Origin of the sequence: Methyloversatilis universalis FAM5 (assembly GCF_000214035.2) — a bacterium.
Taxonomy (GTDB): domain Bacteria; phylum Pseudomonadota; class Gammaproteobacteria; order Burkholderiales; family Rhodocyclaceae; genus Methyloversatilis; species Methyloversatilis universalis.
Genome location: NZ_AFHG01000048.1, coordinates 159,659 through 184,593 on the forward strand (window position 1 = coordinate 159,659; position 24,935 = coordinate 184,593).

General features: G+C 66.5%; 23 protein-coding genes and 1 other RNA gene. 12 read left to right on the forward strand and 12 right to left on the reverse strand.

The window, feature by feature from the left end:
* Positions 1-64: 64 nt before the first annotated feature.
* The 9 genes from METUNV1_RS09920 to METUNV1_RS09960 all read left to right on the forward strand — a co-directional run bounded on the left by METUNV1_RS09920 (position 65) and on the right by METUNV1_RS09960 (position 7,899).
* Positions 65-295: a hypothetical protein gene (locus tag METUNV1_RS09920; RefSeq protein ID WP_232416324.1), complete on the forward strand. Its 231-nt coding sequence runs from the start codon at positions 65-67 to the stop codon at positions 293-295.
* A complete protein-coding gene (locus tag METUNV1_RS09925) occupies positions 292-597 on the forward strand; it encodes a cell division protein ZapA (protein ID WP_008061286.1) in 306 nt (101 codons plus the stop codon). Before METUNV1_RS09920 ends, METUNV1_RS09925 begins: the two co-directional genes overlap by 4 nt.
* A 35-nt stretch (positions 598-632) precedes the next feature.
* Positions 633-815: non-coding RNA, 6S RNA (gene ssrS / locus METUNV1_RS09930), on the forward strand.
* A 332-nt stretch (positions 816-1,147) separates the two neighbouring features.
* A complete protein-coding gene (locus METUNV1_RS09935; RefSeq protein ID WP_008061294.1) occupies positions 1,148-2,674 on the forward strand; it encodes an acyl--CoA ligase in 1,527 nt (508 codons plus the stop codon).
* A 54-nt stretch (positions 2,675-2,728) separates the two neighbouring features.
* The gene (locus tag METUNV1_RS09940; protein WP_008061296.1) at positions 2,729-3,733 is read left to right on the forward strand and encodes a Bug family tripartite tricarboxylate transporter substrate binding protein; all 1,005 of its coding nucleotides are present in this window, start codon (positions 2,729-2,731) and stop codon (positions 3,731-3,733) included.
* 106 nt (positions 3,734-3,839) lie between these two features.
* Entirely contained in the window at positions 3,840-4,349 is a 510-nt protein-coding gene (locus METUNV1_RS09945; protein WP_008061299.1) for a tripartite tricarboxylate transporter TctB family protein, read from the forward strand.
* 30 nt (positions 4,350-4,379) lie between these two features.
* Complete coding sequence (locus METUNV1_RS09950) at positions 4,380-5,876, forward strand: tripartite tricarboxylate transporter permease (protein WP_008061312.1); 1,497 nt, start codon at positions 4,380-4,382, stop codon at positions 5,874-5,876.
* A 99-nt stretch (positions 5,877-5,975) separates the two neighbouring features.
* Positions 5,976-6,980, forward strand: coding sequence for a 2-dehydropantoate 2-reductase (locus tag METUNV1_RS09955; protein WP_008061314.1), 1,005 nt, complete (start codon positions 5,976-5,978; stop codon positions 6,978-6,980).
* Positions 6,981-7,080: 100 nt separating this feature from the next.
* On the forward strand, positions 7,081-7,899 hold the full coding sequence (locus METUNV1_RS09960; RefSeq protein ID WP_008061315.1) for a sulfite exporter TauE/SafE family protein: 819 nt from the start codon (positions 7,081-7,083) through the stop codon (positions 7,897-7,899).
* A gap of 10 nt (positions 7,900-7,909) precedes the next feature.
* Here METUNV1_RS09960 and METUNV1_RS09965 read toward each other — a convergent pair whose 3' ends face one another.
* Together METUNV1_RS09965 and mgtE are read right to left on the reverse strand one after the other, a co-directional pair.
* Positions 7,910-8,428 carry a hypothetical protein gene (locus tag METUNV1_RS09965; RefSeq protein WP_008061316.1) on the reverse strand — a complete coding sequence of 173 codons (519 nt, stop codon included), beginning with the start codon at positions 8,426-8,428 and terminating at the stop codon, positions 7,910-7,912.
* Between the two features lie 11 nt (positions 8,429-8,439).
* Positions 8,440-9,882: a magnesium transporter gene (mgtE, locus tag METUNV1_RS09970; protein WP_008061317.1), complete on the reverse strand. Its 1,443-nt coding sequence runs from the start codon at positions 9,880-9,882 to the stop codon at positions 8,440-8,442.
* A 154-nt stretch (positions 9,883-10,036) separates the two neighbouring features.
* On the opposite strand from mgtE, the gene METUNV1_RS09975 reads away from it, so the two are divergent.
* On the forward strand, positions 10,037-12,052 hold the full coding sequence (locus METUNV1_RS09975) for a ribonuclease catalytic domain-containing protein (protein WP_008061318.1): 2,016 nt from the start codon (positions 10,037-10,039) through the stop codon (positions 12,050-12,052).
* A 16-nt stretch (positions 12,053-12,068) separates the two neighbouring features.
* On the opposite strand, the gene METUNV1_RS09980 is transcribed toward METUNV1_RS09975, so the two are convergent.
* The 10 genes from METUNV1_RS09980 to METUNV1_RS10025 form a co-directional block, all read right to left on the reverse strand.
* Positions 12,069-12,749 (reverse strand): PEP-CTERM sorting domain-containing protein, encoded by a 681-nt coding sequence (locus METUNV1_RS09980; protein WP_008061319.1) that lies wholly within the window; start codon positions 12,747-12,749, stop codon positions 12,069-12,071.
* A 280-nt stretch (positions 12,750-13,029) separates the two neighbouring features.
* On the reverse strand, positions 13,030-13,692 hold the full coding sequence (locus METUNV1_RS09985) for a PEP-CTERM domain protein (RefSeq protein ID WP_008061320.1): 663 nt from the start codon (positions 13,690-13,692) through the stop codon (positions 13,030-13,032).
* 153 nt (positions 13,693-13,845) lie between these two features.
* Positions 13,846-15,546: a CorA family divalent cation transporter gene (locus METUNV1_RS09990; protein ID WP_008061321.1), complete on the reverse strand. Its 1,701-nt coding sequence runs from the start codon at positions 15,544-15,546 to the stop codon at positions 13,846-13,848.
* Between the two features lie 42 nt (positions 15,547-15,588).
* The gene (locus METUNV1_RS09995; protein ID WP_008061325.1) at positions 15,589-17,163 is read right to left on the reverse strand and encodes a glycosyltransferase family 39 protein; all 1,575 of its coding nucleotides are present in this window, start codon (positions 17,161-17,163) and stop codon (positions 15,589-15,591) included.
* A 116-nt stretch (positions 17,164-17,279) separates the two neighbouring features.
* Positions 17,280-17,846 (reverse strand): PEP-CTERM sorting domain-containing protein, encoded by a 567-nt coding sequence (locus tag METUNV1_RS10000; protein ID WP_008061326.1) that lies wholly within the window; start codon positions 17,844-17,846, stop codon positions 17,280-17,282.
* A gap of 176 nt (positions 17,847-18,022) precedes the next feature.
* Complete coding sequence (locus METUNV1_RS10005; RefSeq protein WP_008061328.1) at positions 18,023-18,862, reverse strand: ChbG/HpnK family deacetylase; 840 nt, start codon at positions 18,860-18,862, stop codon at positions 18,023-18,025.
* Positions 18,859-19,242: a GtrA family protein gene (locus METUNV1_RS10010; RefSeq protein ID WP_008061331.1), complete on the reverse strand. Its 384-nt coding sequence runs from the start codon at positions 19,240-19,242 to the stop codon at positions 18,859-18,861. The genes METUNV1_RS10005 and METUNV1_RS10010 overlap by 4 nt, the downstream gene beginning before the upstream one ends.
* Positions 19,242-20,195 (reverse strand): glycosyltransferase family 2 protein, encoded by a 954-nt coding sequence (locus METUNV1_RS10015; RefSeq protein WP_043359643.1) that lies wholly within the window; start codon positions 20,193-20,195, stop codon positions 19,242-19,244. The genes METUNV1_RS10010 and METUNV1_RS10015 overlap by 1 nt, the downstream gene beginning before the upstream one ends.
* A gap of 129 nt (positions 20,196-20,324) precedes the next feature.
* The gene (locus tag METUNV1_RS10020) at positions 20,325-20,729 is read right to left on the reverse strand and encodes a group II truncated hemoglobin (RefSeq protein ID WP_008061333.1); all 405 of its coding nucleotides are present in this window, start codon (positions 20,727-20,729) and stop codon (positions 20,325-20,327) included.
* 250 nt (positions 20,730-20,979) lie between these two features.
* Positions 20,980-22,701: an ABC transporter ATP-binding protein gene (locus METUNV1_RS10025; protein ID WP_008061334.1), complete on the reverse strand. Its 1,722-nt coding sequence runs from the start codon at positions 22,699-22,701 to the stop codon at positions 20,980-20,982.
* Positions 22,702-22,945: 244 nt separating this feature from the next.
* Between METUNV1_RS10025 and METUNV1_RS10030 the strand changes: the two genes are divergently transcribed.
* Entirely contained in the window at positions 22,946-23,749 is an 804-nt protein-coding gene (locus tag METUNV1_RS10030; protein ID WP_139026340.1) for a membrane domain protein, read from the forward strand.
* A 140-nt stretch (positions 23,750-23,889) separates the two neighbouring features.
* Positions 23,890-24,935 (forward strand): transposase (locus METUNV1_RS10035; protein ID WP_043359618.1); only part of this gene is annotated, 1,046 nt, incomplete at its 3' end.

The following is a 24,935-nucleotide window of genomic DNA, read 5'->3' on the forward strand; positions in this document are numbered from 1 at the left end:
GCCCTCTGCAATAGGAATGCGGATTGTAAGACCGCGCCGCCGGACGACGCTGCGCCGCCTCGTCTTGACCGTTCCGCCGGCGCGCACCTATAGTTCGCCGATGGATCACGACATCAACCAGCTCGGCGACCGGCTCGACATTCTGCTCGGTCGCTTCCGCGCGCTGCATGACGAAAACATCGTCCTGCGCAATCGCGTCGCGGCGCTCGAAGGCGAGAACAAGGTGCTGGGCGACAAGGTCGCCGCGGCCCGCGAAAAGGTGAGCGGTCTTCTGGAAAGGCTGCCGCAGGAATGAGCGATTCCAATCTGGTCGAAATCACGATACTCGGTCGCGAATACCGGGTGCAGTGCCGCGAAGGCGAGCGCGATGCGCTGAACGCGTCGGTCGAGCTGGTGGAGCGCCGCATGCGCGATCTGGCCGAGGCCACGCGCGCGTCGGGCGAGCGTCTGGCGGTGATGTGCGCACTGAACCTCGCGCACGAAATTTTTCAGATGCAGGCGACAGGCGGTGTTGATTTGGTGCCGCTGCGGCGTAGAATCAACGCTATGCAGTCGCGTATCGACGAAGCGCTTTCCGCACAGGAAAAGCTCTTCTAGAGGCGATTGCGGCAAGGTGAAAGTCCTTGCGTATCAATCCCCTGCGGTGTTCGCCAAGGTCATAGATTCCTTGAACCAATGTCTCATTGGCATGAGGTCGCGAACCATCGACGCCGCTGTTGTGCGCACCCCTCGCGGGTGTGCCTGATGTGGCAGGAACGCGGCCGCTCTGAACCCCCGGTTCAGGATGCCGGCCTAGCGACATGCGCGGGGGTCCCCAATTCGCAGTAAGCAGTAAATACGGTCCGTCTCCCGACACCCCGGGCTGACGGACCCGGCCGCCAGAAGCGGCCTTCTCTCCTTGCCCTGGCTACCCTGCCAGGGTCTGTCTGTGTAGCGCATCTGTTACACAGTGCTCCGTTGAAGATTTCTGCTGCGCCAGCTTTGCTGGAGCAGACCGTTTTGCGGCGCCGCGTCTTGAACCAGCGTTCAAACTCGGAAAGACTCGGTCGCCCATACCGTCCGGTGCGTCCATACGACGCATGCGGGCCTGTCGCGGTCCGGATGCACCCGTCCGTTCCTTCGTTCTATTGAGCTTTTCGGAGTCTGTATGTCCGGTATTTCCACGCTTGCCGAGCTGTTTTCCAACGGTGCCGATTCGTCAGTGGCGCTGTCCGCGCCCGCGCGCACCGATCTGAGCTTCGGCAACCTGCGCGCACTGATGTCGCGCACCGTTGCACGACTGAATGAACTGGGCATCGGTCGCAATGACCGCGTCGCCATCGTCCTGCCGAACGGCCCGGACATGGCCAGCTCCTTCATCAGCATTGCATCCGGTGCCACCGCCGCGCCGCTGAACCCGGGCTACCGCGCCGAGGAATTCGAGTTCTACCTGTCCGACCTGAATGCAAAGGCCCTGGTGGTCGAGCGCGGCAGCGTGTCGCCGGCGATCGAGGTCGCGCAGAAGCTGGGCGTGCGCGTGATCGATCTGGTGGCGAACGAAGCCGCCGGCGACTTCTCGCTCGAACCGCGTGACGCGGCCACCGTCGCGCCGGCCGCCAACGGCGGTTCGGCCCAGGCGGATGACGTTGCGCTGGTGCTGCACACCTCGGGCACGACCTCGCGTCCGAAGATCGTTCCGCTGACCCAGCGCAACGTGTCCGCCTCGGCGCAGAACATCCGCGCCACGCTGGCCTTCACCGAAAAGGATCGCGGCCTGAACATCATGCCGCTGTTCCATATCCACGGCCTGATCGCCGGCATCATGGCGCCGCTGTCCGCCGGTGCTTCGGTGTTCTGCACGCCGGGTTTTGACGCGCTGAAGTTCTTCTCGCTGATGGATGAAGCGCACCCGACCTGGTACACCGCGGTGCCGACCATGCACCAGGCCATCCTGTCGCGCGCTTCGCGCAACAAGGAAATCATCGAGCGCAATCCGCTGCGCTTCATGCGCTCTTCGTCGTCGTCGATTCCGCCCCAGGTCATCCGCGAGCTGGAAGAAACCTTCGGCGCGCCGCTGATCGAGGCCTACGGCATGACCGAAGCCTCGCACCAGATGGCGTCCAACCCGCTGCCGCCGCGCGCCCGCAAGCCGGGTTCGGTCGGTCTGGCCGCCGGTCCGGAAGTCGAGATCATGGACGACGATGGCAACATCCTGCCGGCCGGCGAGATCGGCGAAATCGTGATCCGCGGCGCCAACGTGACGCCGGGTTACGAGAACAACGAGAAGGCCAACAAGGAAGCCTTCACCCACGGCTGGTTCCGCACCGGCGACCAGGGCAGCAAGGACGCCGAAGGCTATCTGTCGCTGACCGGCCGCCTGAAGGAAATCATCAACCGCGGCGGCGAGAAGATTTCCCCGCGCGAAGTCGATGAAGTCCTGATGGATCACCCCGCCGTGGCGCAGGTCGTCACCTTCGGCATTCCGCATCCGAAGCTGGGCGAGGAAGTGGGCGCGGTCGTCGTGCTGCGCGAAGGCCAGCAGGCCACCGACAAGGAAATCTCCGCCTTCGCCGCGACGCGACTGGCCGATTTCAAGGTGCCGCGCAAGATCCTGTTCATGGACGAAATCCCGAAGGGTGCGACCGGCAAGCTGCAACGCATCGGTCTCGCCCAGAAACTGGGCCTGGGTGGCTGACAGGCACTCTCCCTTCCGCGCAGTACCGTTTTTCACAAAAAAGGAGACATGCACATGACCAAATTCGGGAAGTGGGCCGGCCGTGCCCTCGTGACCGCCATTGCAACCATCGGTCTGACCGGCGCCGTCCAGGCGTGGGAACCGACCAAGCCGGTCGAGTTCGTGGTGCCGGCCGGTACGGGTGGCGGTGCCGATCAGATGGCCCGTTTCATCCAGGGCATCGTGGCCAAGAACAAGCTGATGGCCCAGCCGCTGGTGGTCGTGAACAAGTCCGGCGGTGCCGGCGCGGAAGGTTTTCTGGAAGTGAAGGGCGCCAAGGGCGACCCGCACAAGATCATCATCACCCTGTCGAACCTGTTCACCACGCCGCTGGCGACCGGTGTTCCGTTCAACTGGCGTGACCTCACCCCGGGCGCGATGCTGGCACTCGACCAGTTCGTGCTGTGGGTGAATGCCGACGCGCCGTACAAGACCGCCAAGGAATACATCGACGACGTGAAGGCCAAGCCGGCCAACACCTTCAAGATGGCCGGCACCGGCTCGAAGCAGGAAGACCAGATCATTACCGCGATGATCGACAAGGCGACCGGCAAGAAGATGACCTACGTGCCGTTCAAGGGCGGCGGCGACGTCGCGGTTCAGCTGGTCGGCGGCCACGTGAACTCGACGGTGAACAACCCGATCGAGGCGGAAGCTCACTGGCGCGGCGGCAAGCTGCGCCCGCTGTGCATCATGGACAGCGAAAAGCTGCCGTACAACGAGAAGGTGACCGCCACCCAGTCCTGGGCCGACATCCCGACCTGCAAGAGCGCGGGCGTGCCGATCGAGTACCTGATGCTGCGCGGCATCTTCCTGGCGCCGGGCGTGACCCAGGACCAGGTCGACTTCTACGTGAACCTGTTCAAGAAGGTACGCGAGACGCCGGACTGGGCCGAGTTCATGAAGAAGGGCGCGTTCAAGCAGACCTTCATGAGCGGCAAGGAATTCAGTGACTGGCTGGGCAAGACCGAAGCCATGCACTACGGCCTGATGAAGGAAGCAGGTTTCCTGGCCAAGTAATCCCGGCTGCAGTGGCAATGCATACGGGCGGGTCATCCCCGCCCGTATTCGTTTCGATGCGCCGCAAAGATGTTCCCTTCCTGTTTTTTGATTCTGGAGATTCATGATGGAGCGATCCGAGGACGCCGCTGAAGCCGGCCTCTCCAACCGCTGGCCGGAAATTCTGGTCGCGCTCTTCCTGTTGGCCGTCGGCGTCATCGTCGTGTCCGACAGCATGCGCATCGGTACCGGCTGGGAAGAGGGTGAAGGTCCGCAGGCAGGCTATTTCCCGTTCTACATCGGCTGCATCCTGCTGGTTTCGAGCGGCTGGATCCTGATCGGTGCGCTGGCCCGGATCAGCAAGCCGCAGCCGCAGTTCGCGAGCTGGGTCGAGCTGAAGTCGGTCATGCAGATGCTGGTGCCGCTGTCCATCTACATCGTGGCGGTGGTGTATCTGGGCCTCTATGTGTCCTCCTTCGTGCTGATTGCCTACTTCATGAAGGTGCATGGCAAGTTCGGTGTCATCGGCACCGTGCTCACGTCGGTCGGCGTGCCGCTGGCTGCCTTCATGCTGTTCGAGCGCTGGTTCCTCGTGCCGCTGCCCAAGGGGCCGATCGAGCAGATGCTCGGCCTCTGAAACACAGAACAACTCACGTCCGAGATCGAGATGGAAGAACTCAACAACCTGCTGCACGGGTTCAGCGTTGCGCTGACCCTGCCCAATCTGGGCTTCATGGTGCTCGGCATCACGCTGGGTATCCTGATCGGCGTGCTGCCGGGCCTGGGTGGTGCCAACGGCATCGCCATCCTGCTGCCGCTGACGTTCTCGATGGACCAGACGTCCGCCATCATCATGCTGTCCTGCATCTACTGGGGCGCGCTGTTCGGCGGGGCGATCACGTCCATCCTGTTCAACATTCCGGGTGAACCGTGGTCGGTGGCCACCACCTTCGACGGTTTTCCGCTTGCCCAGCAGGGGCGGGCCGGTGCCGCGCTGACCGCGGCGTTCACGTCGTCCTTCGTCGGCGCCTTCTTCGCGGTGCTGCTGATCACCTTCCTCGCGCCGCTGGTTGCGAAGTTCGCGCTGAAGTTCGGTGCGGCGGAAATGTTCGCGGTGCAGATGCTCACCTTCTGTTCCTTCGTCGGCATGAGCAAGGAGCCACCGGCCAAGACGCTGGCGGTGATGGCGCTCGGCTTCGCGATGGCCGCGGTGGGCATGGACACGGTGACCGGCACGCTGCGCATGACCTACGGCTTCCCCGAACTGCTCAAGGGCTTCGACTTCCTGATCGCGGTGATCGGCCTGTTCGGCATCGGCGAAATCCTGCTCACGATGGAAGAAGGTCTGGCCTTCAAGGGCAAGAGCGCGAAGATCCAGCTCAACATCGTGCTGCAGACCTGGAAGGAACTGCTGCGCTACTGGCGGACCTCGATCCGCTCGGTGCTGGTGGGCTGCTGGATGGGCGTCACCCCGGGTGGCGCCACGCCGGCCTCCTTCATGGCCTACGGTCTGGCCCGTCGCGGCGCGAAGGACAAGGACTCGTTCGGCAAGGGCAACGTCGAAGGCGTGGTGGCGCCGGAAACCGCGGCGCACGCCGCCGGAACCTCGGCCCTGCTGCCGATGCTGACGCTGGGCATTCCGGGTTCGCCGACCGCCGCGGTGCTGCTGGGCGGCCTGCTGATCTGGGGTCTGCAGCCGGGTCCGCTGCTGTTCCAGGAAAAGCCGGACTTCGTCTGGGGCCTGATCGCCTCGATGTACCTCGGCAACATCGTCGGCCTCATCGTCGTGCTGACCACGGTGCCCTGGTGGGCGGCCATCCTGCGCATCCCGTTCTCGGTCATCGGTCCGGTCATCATCGTGATCTGCGCGATCGGCGCCTACACGGTGCACAGTTCGATCTTCGACGTGATCATGATGCTGGTGTTCGGCGTGTTCGGTTACCTGTTCAAGAAGCTGCGCTACCCGCTGGCCCCGCTGGTGCTCGCGCTGGTGCTGGGTGACATGGCCGAATCGAGCTTCCGCCAGTCCATGCTGCTGTCGCAGGGCAGCCTGTCCATCTTCTGGGCGAATCCGCTGGTGGCGGGCCTGATGAGCCTGTCCTTCGTGATGCTGCTGTGGCCCATCGTGCCGGCGCTGAAGCACTACCTGCGCGGTCGCGACTGATCCGAAACACCGCCGCCCGCCGCACGACGGCGGCGCGGCACAGGCGGCGGAACGTCCTGACCGGGCGCTCCGCCGCGCTACATCGAAGGAGACGAAACAATGAAGATTGCAGTCGTTGGCGCCGGCGCCATCGGTGGCTACCTCGCGGTGAAGCTGTCCCGCGCGGGCAATGACGTGACCTGCATCGCGCGTGGCCCCAACCTCGCCGCCATCCAGGCCAAGGGCATGTCGCTCATTCTGGAAGACGGTACGGTCGAGGACGCGCCGAACATCCGCGGCGTGCAGAAGATGAGCGATGCCGGCGTGCAGGACGTCGTCCTGCTCACGCTGAAGGCGCACCAGGTGAAGGACGTGGCGGCCGACATGCGCGCGCTGTTCGGTCCGGACACCCTGGTGGTGACCATGCAGAACGGCATCCCCTGGTGGTATTTCCACAAGCTGGGCGGCGAGTACGAAGGTACGCCGGTCACCTCGGTCGACCCGGAAGGCATCGTTGCCGCCAATATCGAGGTCGAGCGTGTCATCGGCTCGGTCGTCTATCCGGCGTCCGAGCTGGTCGAGCCGGGCGTGATCAAGCTGATCGAGGGCAACCGCTTCACGCTGGGCGAACTCGACGGTTCGCGTTCGCCGCGCATCGAGGCGCTGTCGCAGGCCATGATCGCCGCCGGTTTCAAGTCGCCGGTGTCGAAGGACATCCGTTCCGAAATGTGGGTGAAGCTGTGGGGCAACCTCAGTTTCAACCCGATTTCGGCGCTGACCCACGCCACGCTGGAAGACATCTGCCGCTTCCCGCTTACCCGCGAACTGGCCGCCAACATGATGCGCGAAGCGCAGGCGGTCGGCGAGAAGCTGGGCGTCGAGTTCAAGATCGGTCTGGACAAGCGCATCGCCGGTGCTGAAGCGGTGGGGGCGCACAAGACCTCGATGCTGCAGGACGTCGAAGCCGGTCGCCCGCTGGAATTCGAGGCGCTGGTCGGTTCGGTGCGCGAACTGGGTCGCATCACCGGCATCCCGACGCCTAACATCGACGCGGTGTATGCGCTGGTGTCGCTGCTGGCGCGCACGCTGTCGGACAAGAAGGGCAAGCTGTCGATCGACGGCTGAGCACCGTCATCGACTGTGCGACACAGCGGGGCGCCTGCGGGCGCCCCGCTTGTTTTTGTGTTGAGATAGCGCCCCCTCGTTCTTTTTGCGGCGCACCACCATGTTCTTCCCCGACCTCGGATTCGTGCTCGCCTGTCTCGCGCTCGGGACGGTGGCCGGCTTCTTCGCCGGCATGCTGGGCATCGGCGGCGGCACCCTGCTGGTGCCGATACTGGTCATGCTGTTCGAGCAGATCCAGGTCACGCCCGACCACATCCTGCATCTGGCGCTGGGCACCTCGATGGCGGCCATCGTCGGCTCCTCCATCATCAGCCTGCGCACCCACCACGCGCACGGTGCGGTGGACTGGCCCACGGTGCGCAGCATGACGGTGGGCGTGCTGATCGGCACCGCGGCCGGCACCCATATCGCCCGGCTGGTATCGACCCAGACGCTGTCGCTGTTCTTCGCGGTGTTCGTCGTCTACGTGGCGCTGAACATGCTGATCGGCATCAAGCCCAAGCCTTCGCGCCAGCTGCCGGGCACCGGCGGGCTGATCGTCGCCGGCAGCGGCATCGGCATGGTGTCCGCGCTGGTGGCGGTGGGTGGCGGCGCGATGACCGTGCCCTTCCTGACCTGGTGCAACCGCGACATGCGCAACGCCATCGGTACGTCGGCCGCGCTCGGCCTGCCGATCGCGCTCGGCGGCACTGCCGGCTACATCTGGAACGGCCTGCACGCCGACCATCTGCCCGCCCAGGCGATCGGCTATGTGCACCTGCCGGCGCTGGTGGCCATCGTCGCGGCCAGCCTGCTCACCACGCCGATGGGCGCGCGCGCGGCGCACCGGGTGCCGGTGGCCACGCTCAAGCGCATCTTTTCCATCCTGCTGGTCGCGCTCGCCGCGCGCATGCTGTGGAAGCTGTGGGTGGCGGCCTGACCGCCCGCGCTCAGGGCGCGCGGTGTACTGCGGTGCCCAGCCGGTTCAGCAGCTGATCCTGATCCGCGGCGCGGGTGTCGGCGCTCATCGCGGTGAAGCTCACCGTCAGTTCGCCCACCTTGAGCATGCCCTGGCGCAGCCGGGTATAGGGATCAGGCGTCTGGCCGGCGGCGCCGTCGAAGTACAGACCGCCGGGCAGTTCGCGCAGCGGGCTTGCGCCGGCGCCGAGCGTTTCCGCGGTGCGCTGGACCCGGGAGCGGATTTCCGCCGGCGTCGACGGCGGCTTGCGGTCGGCCGCCTTCCATACCGGCGTCAGCACCCACTGCGCCAGACCGTCGGGTGCGGCCAGCGTGACCGTGGGCGGCATGCGCGGGTCATGACGGCGGATGTCCACCGCCCAGTCGTCTGGCACCGACAGTTCCAGCGCGCCGGCTTCGGCGCAGGGCACGCTCAGCGCCCGGTCGCCCGCTTCGGCACAGGTGCCGGCCACCATCATCGCCAGCCCGATCGCGAACAGCCGCAGCTGCATGGACACCTCCGTCAGAGCAGGAACAGGGTGGCCAGCCCGAGGAAGATGAAGAAGCCGCCGGAGTCGGTCACCGCGGTAATGAGCACCGAAGAGCCCACCGCCGGATCGCGTCCGTAGCGCGCCATCAGCATGGGCACCGATACACCGACAAAGGCGGCCAGCAGAAGGTTCAGCGTCATCGCGCCGGTCATCACCATGCCGAGCGCCCACGAGTCGTACAGCCAGCACGCAAGCAGGCCGAGCAGACCGCCCCACACGATGCCGTTGATCAGTGCCACGCCCATTTCCTTGCGGTAGAGCCGGCGTGCCGCCTCCGGCTGTATCTGGCCGAGCGCGATCGCGCGCACGATCATGGTGATGGTCTGGTTGCCGGAGTTGCCGCCGATGCCGGCCACGATGGGCATCAGCGCGGCCAGCGCCACCAGCTTTTCGATCGAGCCTTCGAAGGCACCGATCACGCGCGAGGCGAAGAAGGCGGTGACCAGATTGATCGCCAGCCAGGCCCAGCGGTTCTTCACCGAATCCATGATGGGCGCGAAGATGTCCTCCTCCTCGCGCAGACCGGCCTGGGCCAGCAGTTCCTCTTCCGACTGTTCGCGGATGAAGTCCATCACCTCATTCACGGTGAGCCGGCCGATCAGCTGGTCGTGGTGGTCGATCACCGGTGCAGACACCAGGTCGTAGCGCTCGAAAGCCTGGGCGGCGGATTCGGCGCTGTCATCGGCGTGCAGCACCAGCTGGTGATCCTGCATCACGCTGGCCACCTCGACCTCGACGTCGTTCACCAGCAGCGTGTTCAGCGACAGCGCACCGCGCAGCTTGTCGTCGCGATCGACCACGAAGATCTGGTCGGTGTGGTCCGGCAGTTCGTCGAAGCGGCGCAGGTAGCGCAGCACCACTTCCAGCGTCACGTCCTCGCGGACGGTCACCATGTCGAAATCCATCAGCGCGCCGACCGAATCCTCCGGGTAGGACATCGCCGCCCGCAGCTGTTCGCGCTCCTCGTGATCGAGCGAGCTGAACACGTCCTGCATGACTTCGGTCGGCAGGTCGGGCGCAAGGTCGGCCAGTTCGTCCGCGTCGAGCTGTTCGACCGCGGCCACCAGCTCCTTCGGCTCCATCGCGTCGATCAGCGATTCGCGGACCGCGTCCGACACTTCGAGCAGGATTTCGCCGTCGCGCTCGGCGCGCACCAGATCCCACACCAGCAGACGGTCGTCCGGCGGCAGCGCCTCCAGGATGTAGGCGATGTCGGCCGGGTGCATCGCATCGAGCTTCTTGGTCAGCTCGTTGTGATGCTGTTTCGCGATCAGGTTCTCGACCAGTTCGTGGCGCGGCATTTCCTGGCGGTGCACCAGGCTCTCCACCCGCTTCTGACGGTCGAGCAGCGTCCTCACCTCTTGCAGGCGCTGTTGCATCGCGTCGGAGTGCAGGATTTCGTCGGCGTCGGCCACGTGTCGCGGGTTCCGGGTCGGGCCTGCCAGGGTGGCGGGCGGGCAGCCGATTGTAGCCGGCCGACGTGACGGTCCCGAGGCTTTTTGCCGCGATGCGACAGTGTGTGACCGCTTTCAACGATAATCACGGACCGAATCCCTGTTGCCCCGTTTCATGAACGTTCTTTTCGAAGAGGACGGCCACTTCCGCGCCGGTTCCGTGATGACCGACAGCGTGTCCTCGCTGCAGGTCGAACTGCCCAGCGGCAAGCGCTCCAAGGTGAAGGCAGCCCATGTGCTGCTGCGCTTCACCAGCCCCGAACCGTCCGCGCTGCTGGCCGCCGCCGAAGCCCAGGCCGCCGAACTCGACGCGCCCTTCCTGTGGGAAGTGTGCGGCGATGACGAATTCGCCTTCGAAGAACTGGCCCGCGAGTACCACGGCGCCACGCCGACCGCGGTGCAGTCCACCGCCATCCTGCTGGGCCTGCATGCGGCGCCGGTGTATTTCCACCGCAAGGGCCGCGGCCGTTTCCGCAAGGCACCGCCGGACATCCTGAAGGCCGCGCTGGCTGGGCTGGAGAAGAAACGGCTGCAGCAGGAACAGATCGAGCACTGGAGCGCCGAGCTTCAGGCCGGCCGCACGCCGCCCGAAATCGCCGCCTGCGCGACGCAGATCCTGTACAAGCCGGACCGCAACCGGCTGGAAACCAAGGCGGTCGAGGCGGCCGCCGTGGCCGCCGGCCTGTCGGTGGTCGGCATCATGGCCCGGGCGGGCGCTTTCGCGTCCAGCCACGAATATCACCTCGGCCGCTTCCTGTTCGAGTACTTCCCGAAGGGCACCGACTTCCCGACCCACGAAGTGCCGCCGGTCGGCGAATTGCCGGACGCCGGCGTGCGCGCCTTCTCGATCGACGACGCCACCACCACCGAAATCGACGACGCCTTCTCGGTGCGCCCGAAAGAGGGCGGCGGCTGGCGCATCGGCATCCACATCGCCGCGCCTTCGCTGGCCATCCAGCCGGGCACGCCGCTGGCCGACATCGCCCGCGCGCGGCTGTCCACCGTCTATTTCCCGGGCCGCAAGATCACCATGCTGCCGGACGAGGCGGTCGAGGCCTATACGCTGGCGGAAGGCCGCGACTGCCCGGCGCTGTCGCTCTACCTCGACGTCGAGACCGATCTGCGCATCACCGCCAAGGAAACCCGCATCGACCGCGTCGCGGTGGTCGCCAATCTGCGTCACCACGCGATCGAGCCGCTGTTCAACGACGACACCCTGGCCGCCGGCGACCTGCCGGACTTCGAGTGGCGCGACGAACTGCTGCTGCTGTGGCGTCTGGCCGAAGTGCTGGAGGCCGGCCGCGGCAAGCCGTCCGCCAACAGCGGCCAGATGGATTTCAACTTCTATGTCGACTGGGAACAGGCGACCGAAGACGGCGAAGGCCGCGTCGACATCCTGCGCCGTGCCCGTGGCAGTCCGCTGGACAAGCTGGTGGCCGAGCTGATGATCGTCGCCAACAACACCTGGGGCGCGAATCTGCGCGACGCCGGCATTCCGGCGCTGTACCGCGCCCAGGGCGCCGGCAAGGTGCGCATGACCACGGTCGCCGCGCCGCACGAAGGTCTGGGCGTCGACTGCTATGCCTGGTCGACCTCGCCGCTGCGCCGCTACGTCGATCTGGTGAACCAGTGGCAGATGATCACGCTGCTGCGCGGCGAGCCGCCGGTATTCCCGCCGAAGTCGGAGGCGCTGCTGTCGGCGCTGCGCGATTTCGAGCTGGTGTATGCCGCCTACGCCGATTTCCAGCGCTCGATGGAGCGCTACTGGTGCCTGCGCTGGCTGCGTCAGCGCGCCGCGGCCGGCGACACCTCGCCGCTGTCGGCCATCGTGCTGCGCGAGTCACTCATCCGTCTCGAGCAGATTCCGCTGGTGCTGCGCTGCCCCAGCCTGCCTGCGCGCGATCCGCGTTCGCGGGTCGAGGTCGAGGTGGAACAGATCGATCTGCTGGGCAACGACGCGCGCGCGCGCTGGGTGGGCGATCTGGCCGCACTCGCCGGCGCGGCCGCGGTGTCGGAAGAGGAACTGGCGGAAGAGATCGCCGAAGCCGAACTGCCGCCGGACACGCCGCCCGCCGAGGCACCGCTGCCTGAAGTGACGCCCGCTGCGCCGGAGAGCGGCGAGGCGGACTGAGACCTGCGGGTATTCCTCAAGCCGCCCGGTCGAGCAACCGCCGTCTCCAGCCGATCACGCCGAGCCCCGCTGCAAGCAGGAGGGGCGACGCCGGCTCCGGTACCTCGGCAACGTGAATGGACAGCGTCAGTGCGGTGCTGTCGATGCTGAATATCGCCGAGGCATCGTTGCCCGGGTCGAACGACAGCTGAAGACCGGTGATACTGAGGTGCCTGAAGCGCTGAATCAGGAAGAGGTCGGTCTCCAGACTGAAGAAGCCGGCGCGGAGACCCGCATTGCTGATGACCGTGGTTTTCGTGAGCGCATGGTCGATGGCACCGATTACCCGGCCGTCTGCGACCAGCCAGCCCTGCAGCGATGCCCGGCTGAGCGCGTTTCCGGTTTCAGAGAAGACGAGGTCGTCCACGCTGATGGCCACCGCAGCGGCCAGTGGCAGGTCACGCCTTGGCGACACTTCAAAGGACGGCAGCGGATGCAAACGTGGCTCACCATTGGCCTGGATCTCATGGCTGAACAGAACGCCGGGGCCGCGCTCGGTGGCGATGGGCACGTAGGAAAGGAAGTGTCCGGGGACTGACACCACATAGTCCGGATACTCGGCGCGGAAACTCCAGCTTGTATCGTCAGCCTGTGCCGACGCCCAGGCGATGGACAGCAGGAGGGCGACAACAAGTCGGCGGGCATGGCGAGCTGACATCTGTGGCGCTCTGCGAAGACGATGTGCGCACGATGCCGATCGAATGTTGCGAAGCTGTTTCGACGCCTGCCGTCGCGGAAAAGACTGTTCAACACCGGCTTGATCGAAGCCATGCCCGGGTGCCGAACGGGCGGGCAACCGGTGTCGCCCGTTCAGCGCCCGATTCAAGCCTGATCACCGGCCATTCAGCCCGAAAGCAGCGAGCCGGAGGGAGACTGAGGCGGGTGACGGAAAGAAAAAAGCCGGCTCGCGCCGGCTTTTTTCATGGTGCGTACTGCAGTCAGCGCGGCAGACGGCGACGGGCCACCAGCGACACGATGCCCAGACCGGCCAGCAGCATGGCGTAGGTGTCGGCTTCCGGCACCGGCGCGGCGACGAAGCCGATGCGCAGTTCGCCCTGGTCGTTGCCTGACACCACGGCGGTCGAACTGGCGCTCAGCGTGAGGGTCAGGTTGGACACCACCAGTGACGAGAAGCTGCCGAAATCCTGAGTGCCGCCGAGGCTGTAGTAGCCGCTGCGGATGCTCGGGAGGCTGAGCTGGGTGGTGCGGTTCAGCAGTTCGGAGAAGGGGATGAGCGGGCTGCCGTTGATCGACACGGTGCCGCTGATCCAGGCGCCGGATTCACCGGAGCCGAACTCGGAGAAGGACAGGTTGCCGATGAAACCGGTCAGCGCGCCGCTCAGCGTGTAGCCCGGGTTGGCGACCACGGTGAAGCTGGGCAGCACGAAATCGGTGGTGGCGTCATTCACCACCAGCGAATCGACCAGCTTCCAGCCGAAGCCGACCGTGTTGCCACCGCCGCTGGAACTGAAGCTGATGCCGCCGAGCGCGCTGGCATCGTCATAGGTGACCGAGTAGCTGCCGAAATCTGCGGTCTGGAAGGCGGCGGAGGCCGGCAGGGCGAAGGCGCCCAGTACGGCGGCGAACGCGAGAGCTTTCATCGGACATCCTCGTCTGAAAATGGAAACTTCACTCACGTGCAATAAACATGCCGTATCCGTACGTCCGCGTGTGCGCGGGCTTTGCGGGCGATCGCCCTGCGCGCGCAGGGTGTGCTGTCAAGAAATTCGACAGTGCGCTTGAGCTGGATCGGGTCAGGCCCGCCGGCGGGTCGCCGCGACCGTGGCGGCCGCGACGTCGCTGCGGCGGCGGCCCGGCTGTGGCCGTCGGCGCCAGATGCGCAGGAAGGAGCGCACCTTCTGCCGCGGCGTCAGCGCGTCGTCGGACACCGCGTCCATGAATTCGGACAGCGCGCTCGATTTCTTCAGCGTGTAGAAGGTGAGCAGCAGCGTGGGCACCGCCACCGCCAGGACGGCGCCGATCTTGCCCGCGAGCGTGGCCGGCGGGCCGTCGAAAATGTTCATGCCGAGGAAACCGGTGACGATGGTGCCGACCAGACCGAAGATGGTCACCACGGTCAGACGCAGCAGCGTTTCGTTCTGGCGGCGGCTGTCGTCCGCTTCCAGGTAGTTGTCCATGTCGAGTATTTCGGCGCGCAGTTCGTTGTACAGCGTCTCGTTGCCGAGATTGCGGCTCCACATGTCGAACAGGTCCTTGGCCATCGACTGTTTCGACACCTCGCCGAACCAGTAGCGGTGGTTGAAGCGCAGGAAGATTTCCATCGTCGCGCGGATGCTGCGCTTGAAGCGGCGGCGCGAATCGACTTCGTCCGCATCGAGCAGGCTCACCGCCACCACCAGCCGGTCCATCAGCATGAGCAGCGAGGCGCGGTGGAAGTGGGCGATCAGGCCGATCAGGAAATACTGGTGACGGAACTCGGCGAGCAGGCCGTTCTGCGGATCGGAATAGCCGGCCAGCCCGTGCTTGCCCACCATCACCATGTTCGGGCCGGTGCAGATGACCCGTGTGCTGGCGTTGTCGCTGCGCCGCTCCGGCCCCCAGAAACGGTCGTAGCAGGCGGTGCGCTCGAAGTCCGACATGACCGCCTCGGAATAGGGCAGCGGTCGCCCGTCGTCCGGCTGCGTGGCCTGGCCCAGGCGGACGAAGTCCTCGCGTGTCAGCGCGAACGGGTCGTCGAAGGCGAGGAAGGTCATCTTGGGCTGGCGGTGATATTCCAGCTGCCGGTAGCGGATGTCGCCGGGCGCTTCCGAGTGGTGCTGCACCATCGGATGGAGCAGGTATTCCCAGTGCCGGCCGATGGCCGAGGCGCGGTGTTCCCACACATGGCGCAGATAGCGCTCGCGCTCGTTGTAGTCGGATTCGGCCAGCACCCGGCCGTCGCGGTCCAGCCACTGCACGCTGCGCATGCACTGCGCGGCCCGGCCGTCCTCGCCCCACTTGGCCGGGAAGGCGCGGCCAAAGCGGAACATCAGTTCCTGCACCCGGGTCAGCGGCAGGTCGTCGGCATACACCTCGAGCGCCAGCAGCACCACGTCCACGTCATAGAAGAAGTAGAGGTCGAGGTGCTGCACCTTCAGATCCAGCTCGCTGCCGTCCTCGCAGCCCAGGCGCACGCGGTCGATGTCGTGCCGGCGGAACACCCGGATCGGCGATTCGCCATAGCCGCGCAGGCTGCTGCTGGAGCGGCCCTGTCCGTACAGGAAGCGCTGCACGTGCGGCAGGAAGGTGACGAATTCGCGGTAGTGGCGCTCGTGGAAGTCGGCTGGCGAGCCGGTGAATTCGTCGCGCTGTTCGCGCCACGGATTGTTTTCGGTGATCGCGGCCAGCGCTTCCGAGTGGCGCTGCACCTGTTCACCCGAGCGCAGCGGCATCAGCCGCAGCGGCCACAGCAGGATCTGGCGGAAATGGCGGGCGACGGGCGATGGTGCGGTCATCGGCAAGCGGCGGCAGGCCGCGGGCGAGGGGGATGCGCGAGTTTAGCGCAGCGGCCGGCGCTGTTCCGGCGGCACCGCGCGCCTGTCCTTCACGATGGTGAGCGGCACGCCCATGCGTTCGACCCGACCGATCTCCTGGCCCGCAAGCACCTCGTCGCAGGCCATGTGGGTGGTCGACATGAAGAAGTCGGCGCGCACCCAGTCCTTGGTCACCTGGTAGCGGTCGGCCGGCAGCCAGGCCTGTGCCTGCACCGACTCGGCGCATACCGCCACCTGCCATGGTTCGGCCGGAGCCGGTTCCGCATCCAGCCGCGCGCGCAGCAGGCCGGCCGCCTCGCGCACGCCGTCCGACCAGTAGTCGGTTTCCCAGCGCCCGGGGGCGCCGGCGAAGCCGCCGGCCAGTCGGTTGTAGTTCACGTAGTGATAGGGCGCCAGCCGCACCATGTCGATCAGCGGCAGCGCCACGCCCACCGCGCACAGCGCGGCGAAGGCGGCGGCCGGCAGCGGCCGGCCCCGCAGCGCGCGTGCGCTGGCGACCAGACCACCGGCGGCGATCAGCGCCAGCGGCGGCAGCAGGAAGGTGAAGTGGCGCACGCCGTTGTACAGCGCCGGGCGGGTGGCGATGGCCAGCAGCAGCGGCAGACCGGCGGCCAGCAGCACCGGCAGCCAGTGCATCCACCGTATGCGGCGTGCACCGGCAATGCCGGCGCCGGCGGCCAGCAGCAGCCCGGCCAGCGTCAGCTCGGGCTGGCGCGCCGCGAGATAGAGCGGCAGGTAGTGGCGCGGCACTTCGCCGATCTTCATCTGTACGCCGTCGAGCACGGTGAACAGTTCGAACGTGAAGTGCGAGAAGGTGGTGAGCGCGCTGAACAGATTGCCCGGCGCCTGCACCGACCACGGCCAGAACACGCCCATCAGCACCACCGCCACCGGCACCGCCGGCAGCAGTGCGCGCAGCGAAGCGAAGAAGTGGGCCGCGCGCGCGCGCAGGTCGCCGGCGGACAGCGCGCTCGCCGCCAGCACGGTCAGCCCCAGCGTCATCACCGCGAACACCGCGCCCACCCTCAGGCCGAAGGCGCAGCCGATGGCCGCACCCAGCTGCAGCACCTGCGACAGCGGTGGCCGGGGCAGCACGGGCACCAGGCGCACGATGCAGAAGGTGGCCCAGGCCATGCAGGCGGCGAACGGAATGTCCTTGGTATGGGTGAACAGCGCGCCGCTCCATGCGCCGGTGATCATCAGCAGCACGACCGCGGTCAGCCCGTGCGTGGCGCCGCCGAGCAGACGGCCGGTGCGATGCACCGCGTACAGACCGCCCAGGCCGAACAGCGCGGTCAGCAGGTGGCGCAGGTCCCACACATTCATCGCCGGCAGCAGGCGTTCGGCCAGCGCCGCGATCAGGTCGAACAGACCGCCGTACAGATAGAGGTTCTTGTACTGGAAGGCCGACAGGTCGGTCAGGCCGGAGGCGTAGTAGTCGAGCAGCAGGCGGCCATAGACGTGCTGCACCTCTTCGTCATTGCTCAGGCCGTGCTGGCCGAAACCGTGCAGCACGTAGAGGACGAGGGCGATGGACAGCAGGGCGGGGGCGAAGCGGCGAAAAGCGGCTGGAATCACGGAGAGGGGGTGGAAGAAGTGAGCGTTTGCTCAACGCATGACACCGCCCGGCGCTGACAGCCGCACAAAAGAAAACGCCCCGCGCGGGCGGGGCGTCGTGCGGACCGGGCCCGGAATCAGGCGCGGCGGCGTGCGATCAGGCCGAGCACGCCCAGTCCGGCGGCGAACATGGCCCAGCCGCCGGGTTCCGGCACCGGCATGGCCGGCGCGATCGGCGGCAGCGCGCTGCCGGTGTAGAGCACCGCGTGCGACAGGTTCTGCGCGATGCCGCGCACATTGGTCGCGACACCGGCGGTGGTATTGAAGCTGAGGCTGCTGACCGGCGAGGCGCTGTCGAAGAAGTAGTAGCTGTACTGGTTGGCCGCCTTCAGGCCGATCACGAAACGGCCGCTGACTGCGCTGTCGAAGCTCAGCGTGCCGCTGGTGGCGCCGTTCGGTGCCGAAGAGAACGGGCCGAAGTTGCTGCCGTTGCTGGCGCCCAGATAGCTCCAGCTGCCGCCGAACAGGCTGGCCAGCGCGTCCAGTTCGGCCACCTTGCCATTCAGGTTGCCGGAGTAGGCGCCGGAGCAGCTGCTGGCGGCCACCGACGAGAAGGTGGTGGCGCCGCAGGATTCGGCGTGCGCGCCGTGCATGGCGAAGGTGGCGATCAGCGGCAGTGCGAGGCGGGCGAACAGCTTGGTCATGCGGTGACTCCGATGCGTGGATGGGTCTGCGCGGCGGCTGCCGTGCGATGGGTTCCATGCTACGGAGATGGGCGGCGGACCGCCGGTAATCGGTCACGCCCGGGCCGGGTGATTCGTTACGTTTTGCGTCGCAGCACCCGGCAAAGCCGCGCCAGCCGGTCGGATGCGGAACTGCGTCACGATCCGGCCGGTGGCCGTGCCAGCGAACCGGGCCGGGTGCCGGTGGCTGCCATCAGGCCGGGCAGGTGGTCCATCAGCACGCCGTACTCGCGTACCCGCGCCGGGCCGATCGGGTCGCCGGACAGCGCGCCGGTCGCCGGATGCACCATCAGAGCATGGCCGTCGGCAGCGCGCGCGAGCCAGTCGCCCAGCCGGCGCCGGTAGCCTTCGGCGTCGCCGTCGAAGCCGTAGGCACCGAGCAGGCGCGGCATGCAGTCCATGCCGGCGGCGGTGGCCAGCCGTTCCAGTTCGTCGGCACCGAGTGCGGCGATGAACAGCGCCTTCGCGCCGTCGCCGACGCGGGCGCCACTGATGCGCAGCCAGGGCAGCCGGCCGGCGTAGCGCTCTGCCAGCACCTCGACCAGTGCCTCGCGCACCTGCGGCAGCTGGTGCACGTGCTGGTGACCGTCCACATAGTCCGGCGCGTGGCCGGTGGCGTCTTCGAACAGCATGCACTGGGCAGTGATTTCCGCGCGCAGTGCGGCCGGGTCCAGCCGCCGCATCAGGCTGGCGGCGATGAGCGGCCACAGGCCGCGGCGCTGCGGACTGAATTCGGTCAGGTCGAGGTGCAGACCCCAGCCGCAGACGCCGCGACTGTCCTGCGACAGCCCGTCCTCCGCATCGCCGCCGGGCGTGGCTGGCGGCGGGGGAATCCGCGCCGCTGCCGCACGCCAGCCGGGCGCGCGCGTCATGCAGCCGGCGCCGGCCAGCCGGCCGGCTTCGGCCAGCGCCAGAATGCCGTCATCGACCGCGGCGTTGAAGCCGTAGTCGTCTGCGGTCACGAACACCGTCCTCATGCCGGCGGTTGGGCGAACGCCCAGTAGCGGCCGAGCAGCCAGGTGCTCAGCGCGACGAATACCAGCACGATGCCCAGCGCCAGCCACAGCGGCAGCGGCGTGTACTCGAGCAGTGCCGCCAGCATGATCTGGTTGCCCACGAAGGCGGTACCCGATACCGCCATCAGTTTCGGCAGCGCGGTGCGGTGCGGCGCCTTCGTGCCGGCGAACGACAGGTTGCGGTGGCCGAGATAGCTCACCGGAAAGGCGCACAGGAAACCGATCAGGTTGGACCAAGCGGGCGCGATGCTGGTGGCCCAGTCCACGCCCAGGGTCACGAAGTAATGGGTGGCGGCGGCGCAGCCGCCGACGATGAGGAAGAGCAGCACCGAAGCGCGCATCAGCCCTGCGCCTCCCGAACATCCGCCGCCGGCCGTGCCGGCGTCACCACTTCGGCCACCACATAGGGCGGCCGGCCCTTCACTTCCTCGTACACGCGGGCGAGGTATTCGCCGAGGATGCCGATGAACAGCAGCTGCACGCCGGAGAAGAACATGATGCTCACCACCACGGTCGGCCAGCCCGGCACGTCGATGCCGAGCAGCAGCTTCTCGATCACGATGAACAGGCCGTAGGCGAAGGCCAGCGTGGACAGTGCCAGCCCGGTCAGGCTGGCCAGCCGCAGCGGCAGCACCGAAAAGCTGGTGAGTCCGGTCCACGCCAGCCGCATCAGGTTGAAGCGGTTGAAGGTGGTGGTGCCGGCGGCGCGCGGCAGCGGGGTGTAGGGAATGCCGACCGAGCGGAAGCCCACCCAGGCGTACATGCCCTTCATGAAGCGCTGGCGCTCGGGCAGCGCAAGCAGGGCGTCGACCACCTTGCGGTCCATCAGCCGGAAGTCGCCGGCATTGGGCGGAATGTCGAGCCGGCCGCCGAGATTCATCAGCCGGTAGAAGAGGCGCGACCCCACTTCGTTGAGCAGGCCCTGCTGCGCGCGGTCGTCGCGTACCGCATAGACCATGTCCCAGCCTTCGCGCCACAGCGCCAGCATGCGGCCGATCAGGTCGGCCGAGTGCTGGCCGTCGGCGTCCATGCACACCACCACGTCGCCGCGCGCGTGCTGCAGGCCGGCGGAAATCGCCGCCTCCTTGCCGAAATTGCGCGAGAAGCGCACCAGCGTGACCGGCAGCCGGGCGGCGCAGGCGGCGGCGATGCGCGCGGTGTCGTCGCGGCTGCCGTCGTCGACCACCACGATTTCGTAATGCGGCACCAGGGCGGCGAGCTGGCCGGCGATCATGTCCAGCGTGCCAGCCAGCGCACCGGCTTCGTTGTAGGCGGGTACCACCACGCTGAACAGCGCGGGCGGGGCGGCGCGCCGGGCGTCGGGTGGCGGAGGGGCTGCGGTGACGGGTGCGGCGGACGAAGGTGCGGACACGGTGGCGGAGCGGCGGTTCGGGAATCCGCCGGCAGTTTAACCGCCCCTCGCTCAGTCCCGGTTTTTCAGCGCTTCGGCGGCGCGGGTGAAGTGCTGCATCAGGCGCACGCCGACATCGGTCGGAATGCCGGTGGCTTCGATCGCATGCACCATGCAGCGCAGCCAGGACACCACTTCGGCCTGCCCGATCGCGACGTGGGCGTGCATCTGCCGCAGGTTGGAGTGGCCCATGCGCTCGGCGTAATAGCGGGGGCCGCCGAGAAAGCCGCACAGGAACTCGAACTGCGCCTCGCGCAGGTGGGCCACGCCGAAGCCTTCCAGGTGCAGCTTGTGCACCGGCTCGCCGTCCGGGTGGGTTTCGACGATGTCGTAGAAGGCATTCACCAGCCGGCGCAGCGGCTCTTCTCCACCGATCTGCTGGAACATGCTGGCGGGTTTGATGGCGGGCGCGTTCATCGTGTCGTACTCGATCAGTCGGTGCTGCTCAGTCCGTGAAAGGCGGGCGTGGGGGCCGCGTGCGTGCGGTGCGCAGGGAGGGGCCCTCGGGGCTCACATCCCTCAGGCAGGCCTGCGCGTCGGTGCGAAGTTCGGTTTGCAGTCTTCCCCTGCACCGGGCCGTCGCCGCGCGGCGCCCACGACGCAAGAATCCGCCCGCGGGCGGCCGCGCACAATACCGCATTGGGGGTAGCCGGCCGGTCCGATGGAACTATGCGGAAGCCGGTACTGCGGCCGGACGCGCGTCGTCGGCGAGCAGCCGTCCGGCGTCCAGCGTGAGCACGCGGCTGACGCGCTCGAAGGCGCGCGGCCGGTGCGCGATCAGGATGACGGTGCGGCCCGGCGCGTGCTCGGTCATCAGCGCGTCGATCACGCGCGCCTCGGTGTCGGCGTCGAGCGCCGAGGTGGCTTCGTCCAGCAGCAGGATGGGCGCGTTGCGCAGCACCGCACGCGCGATGCCGACGCGCTGGCGCTGGCCGCCGGACAGGCTGTGACCGCGCTCGCCGACCGGGCTGTCCAGCCCCTCCGGCAGCAGCGCGATCACGTCCTCGAGCTGGGCGATGCGGCAGGCGGCCAGCACATCGACCTCGCTCACTTCGCGGCCCAGCGTCAGGTTCTCGCGCAGCGACAGGCTGAACAGTTCGGTTTCCTGCGGCACCACCGCTACGTGATGCAGCAGCGCCTCGTGCCGGATGTCGGCCAGCGGCACGCTGCTGGTGCCTTCATCGACCGACAGCCGGCCGGATTCCGGCGCGTACAGCGCCAGCAGCAGCTTCACCAGCGTGCTCTTGCCGGAGCCTGAGCGGCCGGCGATGCCTACGTGCTCGCCGCGCGCGATGTCCATGTCCAGCGGGCCGAGCACCCGCCGGCCGTCGTGCGCGAAGGTGAGCGCGCGCGCCGAAATGCGCTGCCAGCCGGCCGGCCAGTCCTGCGTGCCCTGCGGGCCGGGCGGCGCGTCGAACAGCGGCATCATGCGGCCGAGGTTGGAGGTGCGCTCGATCATGGTCTGCACGCGGTCGGTCATGTCCATCGACGCCTCGCGCAGCGTGTTGAAGTAGGCGCTGTAGGTGAGCACCAGGCCGACCGAAAGCCCGCCTTCCATCACGCCCCAGGCCACGCCGTAGATGTACAGCGCCCAGGCCGCCGCGGTGTGCAGCTGGAACAGCATCCACTTGGTGTTGGTGAGCCGCAGCCGGCGGTAGGCGAAATCGCGCGCCGCCCGCTCGCGCTCGGCCACCCGCGCGCTCATGTCGGCCGCGGCGTTCATCGCCTTCACCGACAGGATGTTGGCCGCGCTCTCGACGAAGCTGCCGCTCGCGTTTTCCATCGACGCGTTGATCTGGTCGGACAGCCGCGCGATGCGACGGTAGAAGTACCACTCGATGAAACCGAGCACGCCGCAGTAGTAGAGGAAGAACAGCACCGTCGCCGGGTGCAGCAGCATGCAGGCGATCAGCGCGCCGAAGAAGGCGCCGCTGGCGGTGAGCAGCGCATTGACCAGATCGCTGGTCCAGTCGCGCACCGCGTCTGCTCCGGTGATCACCCTCTGCGCCTTGTTGCCGGTGCTTTCCTTCTGGTGCCAGGCCAGCGAGAAATCCAGCAGCCGCTCGAAACCCCACACCTTGGCGCGCATGCGCGCGTCGATCGCCATGCGCCCGATCACCCGCTTGGTCGACAGCCGCACCAGCGCCACGCAGGCATGCGCCACGCCCAGCGTGCCCACCAGCGCATACAGCGGCGTCAGGCTGTCACCGCGCTGCCAGCCGAGCAGGAAATCCGCCACCCGCCCGATCAGGTAGGGCGGCAGCATCGGATAGAACTGCACCACGCCCAGCACGCACACGAAAAACAGATAGCGCCGCCGGTCGCGGTCCAGAAAGAACGCGATCGCGCGGGGTACGTCGGTCAGGCGGAAAACGGGCGGGGCGGACATGGCGGTGCGGCTGGGGCGAGCCGCCCATTATCGCGGGTCGGCGCGGCGCTGGCTCGTACGAAAGGTCGATAGCCGTGTAACAGCGCAGATGAGAGGCTTGGATAAATCGGCGCAGCCATCAATGCCTTGAATTCACGAGTGAATCGTCTGCATGGTTCGCTGGAATATCACGCAGTGTTCTGATATATCACGCAAATGTGATTTATGCATCACGTTATGCATCACTATTAGCCTAGGTTGAACAATGGCCCACTTTCTTCGAGATCAGCAGATTGCGAATGTTTCCATTAGTGAGGAAAACCTGACCCAACTATCGGCGCTTTTTTCAGAACGACTTGGAACGATTAACGCCTCCCTCGCTGAAGAAGATTTAGCTAACAAGGGAGCGATTCTTACTTACATCATTCGATTCGATAACAAGGGTTATCGCGTTTTCTCAGTTGACGACTTGCTTAAGTATTACCGTTTAGCTAAGTCAGTGGAGCGCGTCTTGTTTACTGTTGAAACAGTTGAGAGCCTTCGCTCAAATCGAGCTATCGGCACGGTGTTGGAATTGCGCCTCGACGAAAAAGATCCAAACTCTTCCTTCCTAACCGTCACCGCAGATGATAAGGATTGGGTTGATGCCTCATTTGCTGCCGTTCAGGAGGGCCTAGCCAAATACAAGACTCGGAACCGCTGGGCTCGCTCGGCATGGACCGCGTTCGGAGTCCAATTGGTAGGGGTTACCTTGGGTTTTCTACTGAGTCTGTGGGCAGCAACCAAAATTGCTCCAAAACTCGCAATCGAGAATGCATTCGTCTTTGCCTTCTTATTTGTTCTGCTCATCTTCTCTAACACTTGGACCTATCTTAATCAGCTACTTCTCCGCCTGTTGAATACAGCATTCCCAAACATCAAGTTTCTACGTCGCGACAAAGAGCGGCTGCATTGGCTACTGCAGGCCGTCGTTGGTGGCATTGTCGGGGCAGCAGTTCTTTACGCAATTGGACAGGCTGCCGCGTTTCTATTGGACTTGCTTGCCAACTTGGTCAGCAAGAATGCATAACCCTGCGGTCAACCGGACCTGCGCGAAAAGCCGCGCAGTCCGGTTACCTTGAACGTTGAGGCTGTAGAAAAACCTCTCCCGCCCCACCGCCGTCTACATGCCGTCGTTATGATTGCGCATCGCCTCTCCGGAGCCCTGCGATGCCGCGATTCAAGACGCCCGACTACGGCCTGAAGCTCATCCCGGTCGATTTCGCGCAGCAGGTGCTGCCCGGCACCTTCGAGTTCGCGCTTTGCCACCTGGTCGACAACGACCTCGATCTTTCCGCGCTCCGCGCCCGCTATGCCAACGACGCCGGTGGTGCCCCGGCCTTCGATCCGGCGGTGCTGCTCAAGATCGTGTTGCTCGGCTACTCGCGCGGGCTGATCGGTTCGCGCGCCATCGCTACCGCCTGCCGCCACAACGTGCTGTTCATGGCCGTCTCCGGCGACAGCGCGCCGCACTTCACGACGGTCGCCCACTTCATCAGCCATCTGGGCGATGAGGCCCGCGCGCTCTTCACCCAGGTGCTGCTGGTGTGCGACCGCCAGGGGTTGATCGGGCGAGAGCTCTTCGCCATCGACGGCGTGAAGCTGCCGTCGAATGCCTCCAAAGCGAAGAGCGGCACGCGGGCCGACTTCGAGCGTGAGGCCGCGAAGATGGAGGCGGCCGTGCAGCGCATGATCACCGAGCAGAAGGCCCGCGATGCCGCCGGCTGCGACCACGAGGCCGCCCGCGCACAGCGCACCCGCGAACGTCTGAGCCGCGAGGCGGCGAAGATCCGCGACTGGCTGGCGCGTAACCCGCAGGACAGGCAGGGCGCCAGGGGCGCGGTGCGCCTGTCGAATCGCACCGACAACGACTCGGCCAAGATGGCCACCGCCAAGGGCGTGGTCCAGGGCTATACCGGGGTGGCCACGGTCGATGCCGCCCACCAGATCGTGGTCGATGCGCAGGCGCACGGCACCGGGTCGGAACAGGAACTGCTGCTGCCGGTGATCGACGCCAGCAGCGCACAGCGCAGGCCCGACACCGCGATCTGCGCGGATGCGGGCTATCACTCCGAGAAGAACCTCGCCGGACTGGAGCGCCGGAACGTTCCCGCCTGGGTGTGCGACAACGGCTACCGGCAGCGCGACCCGAGATACGCCGAGCAGGCCAGGCACAAAGCGAAACCTGACGCGCTGTGGGACAAGAGCGAGAAGGC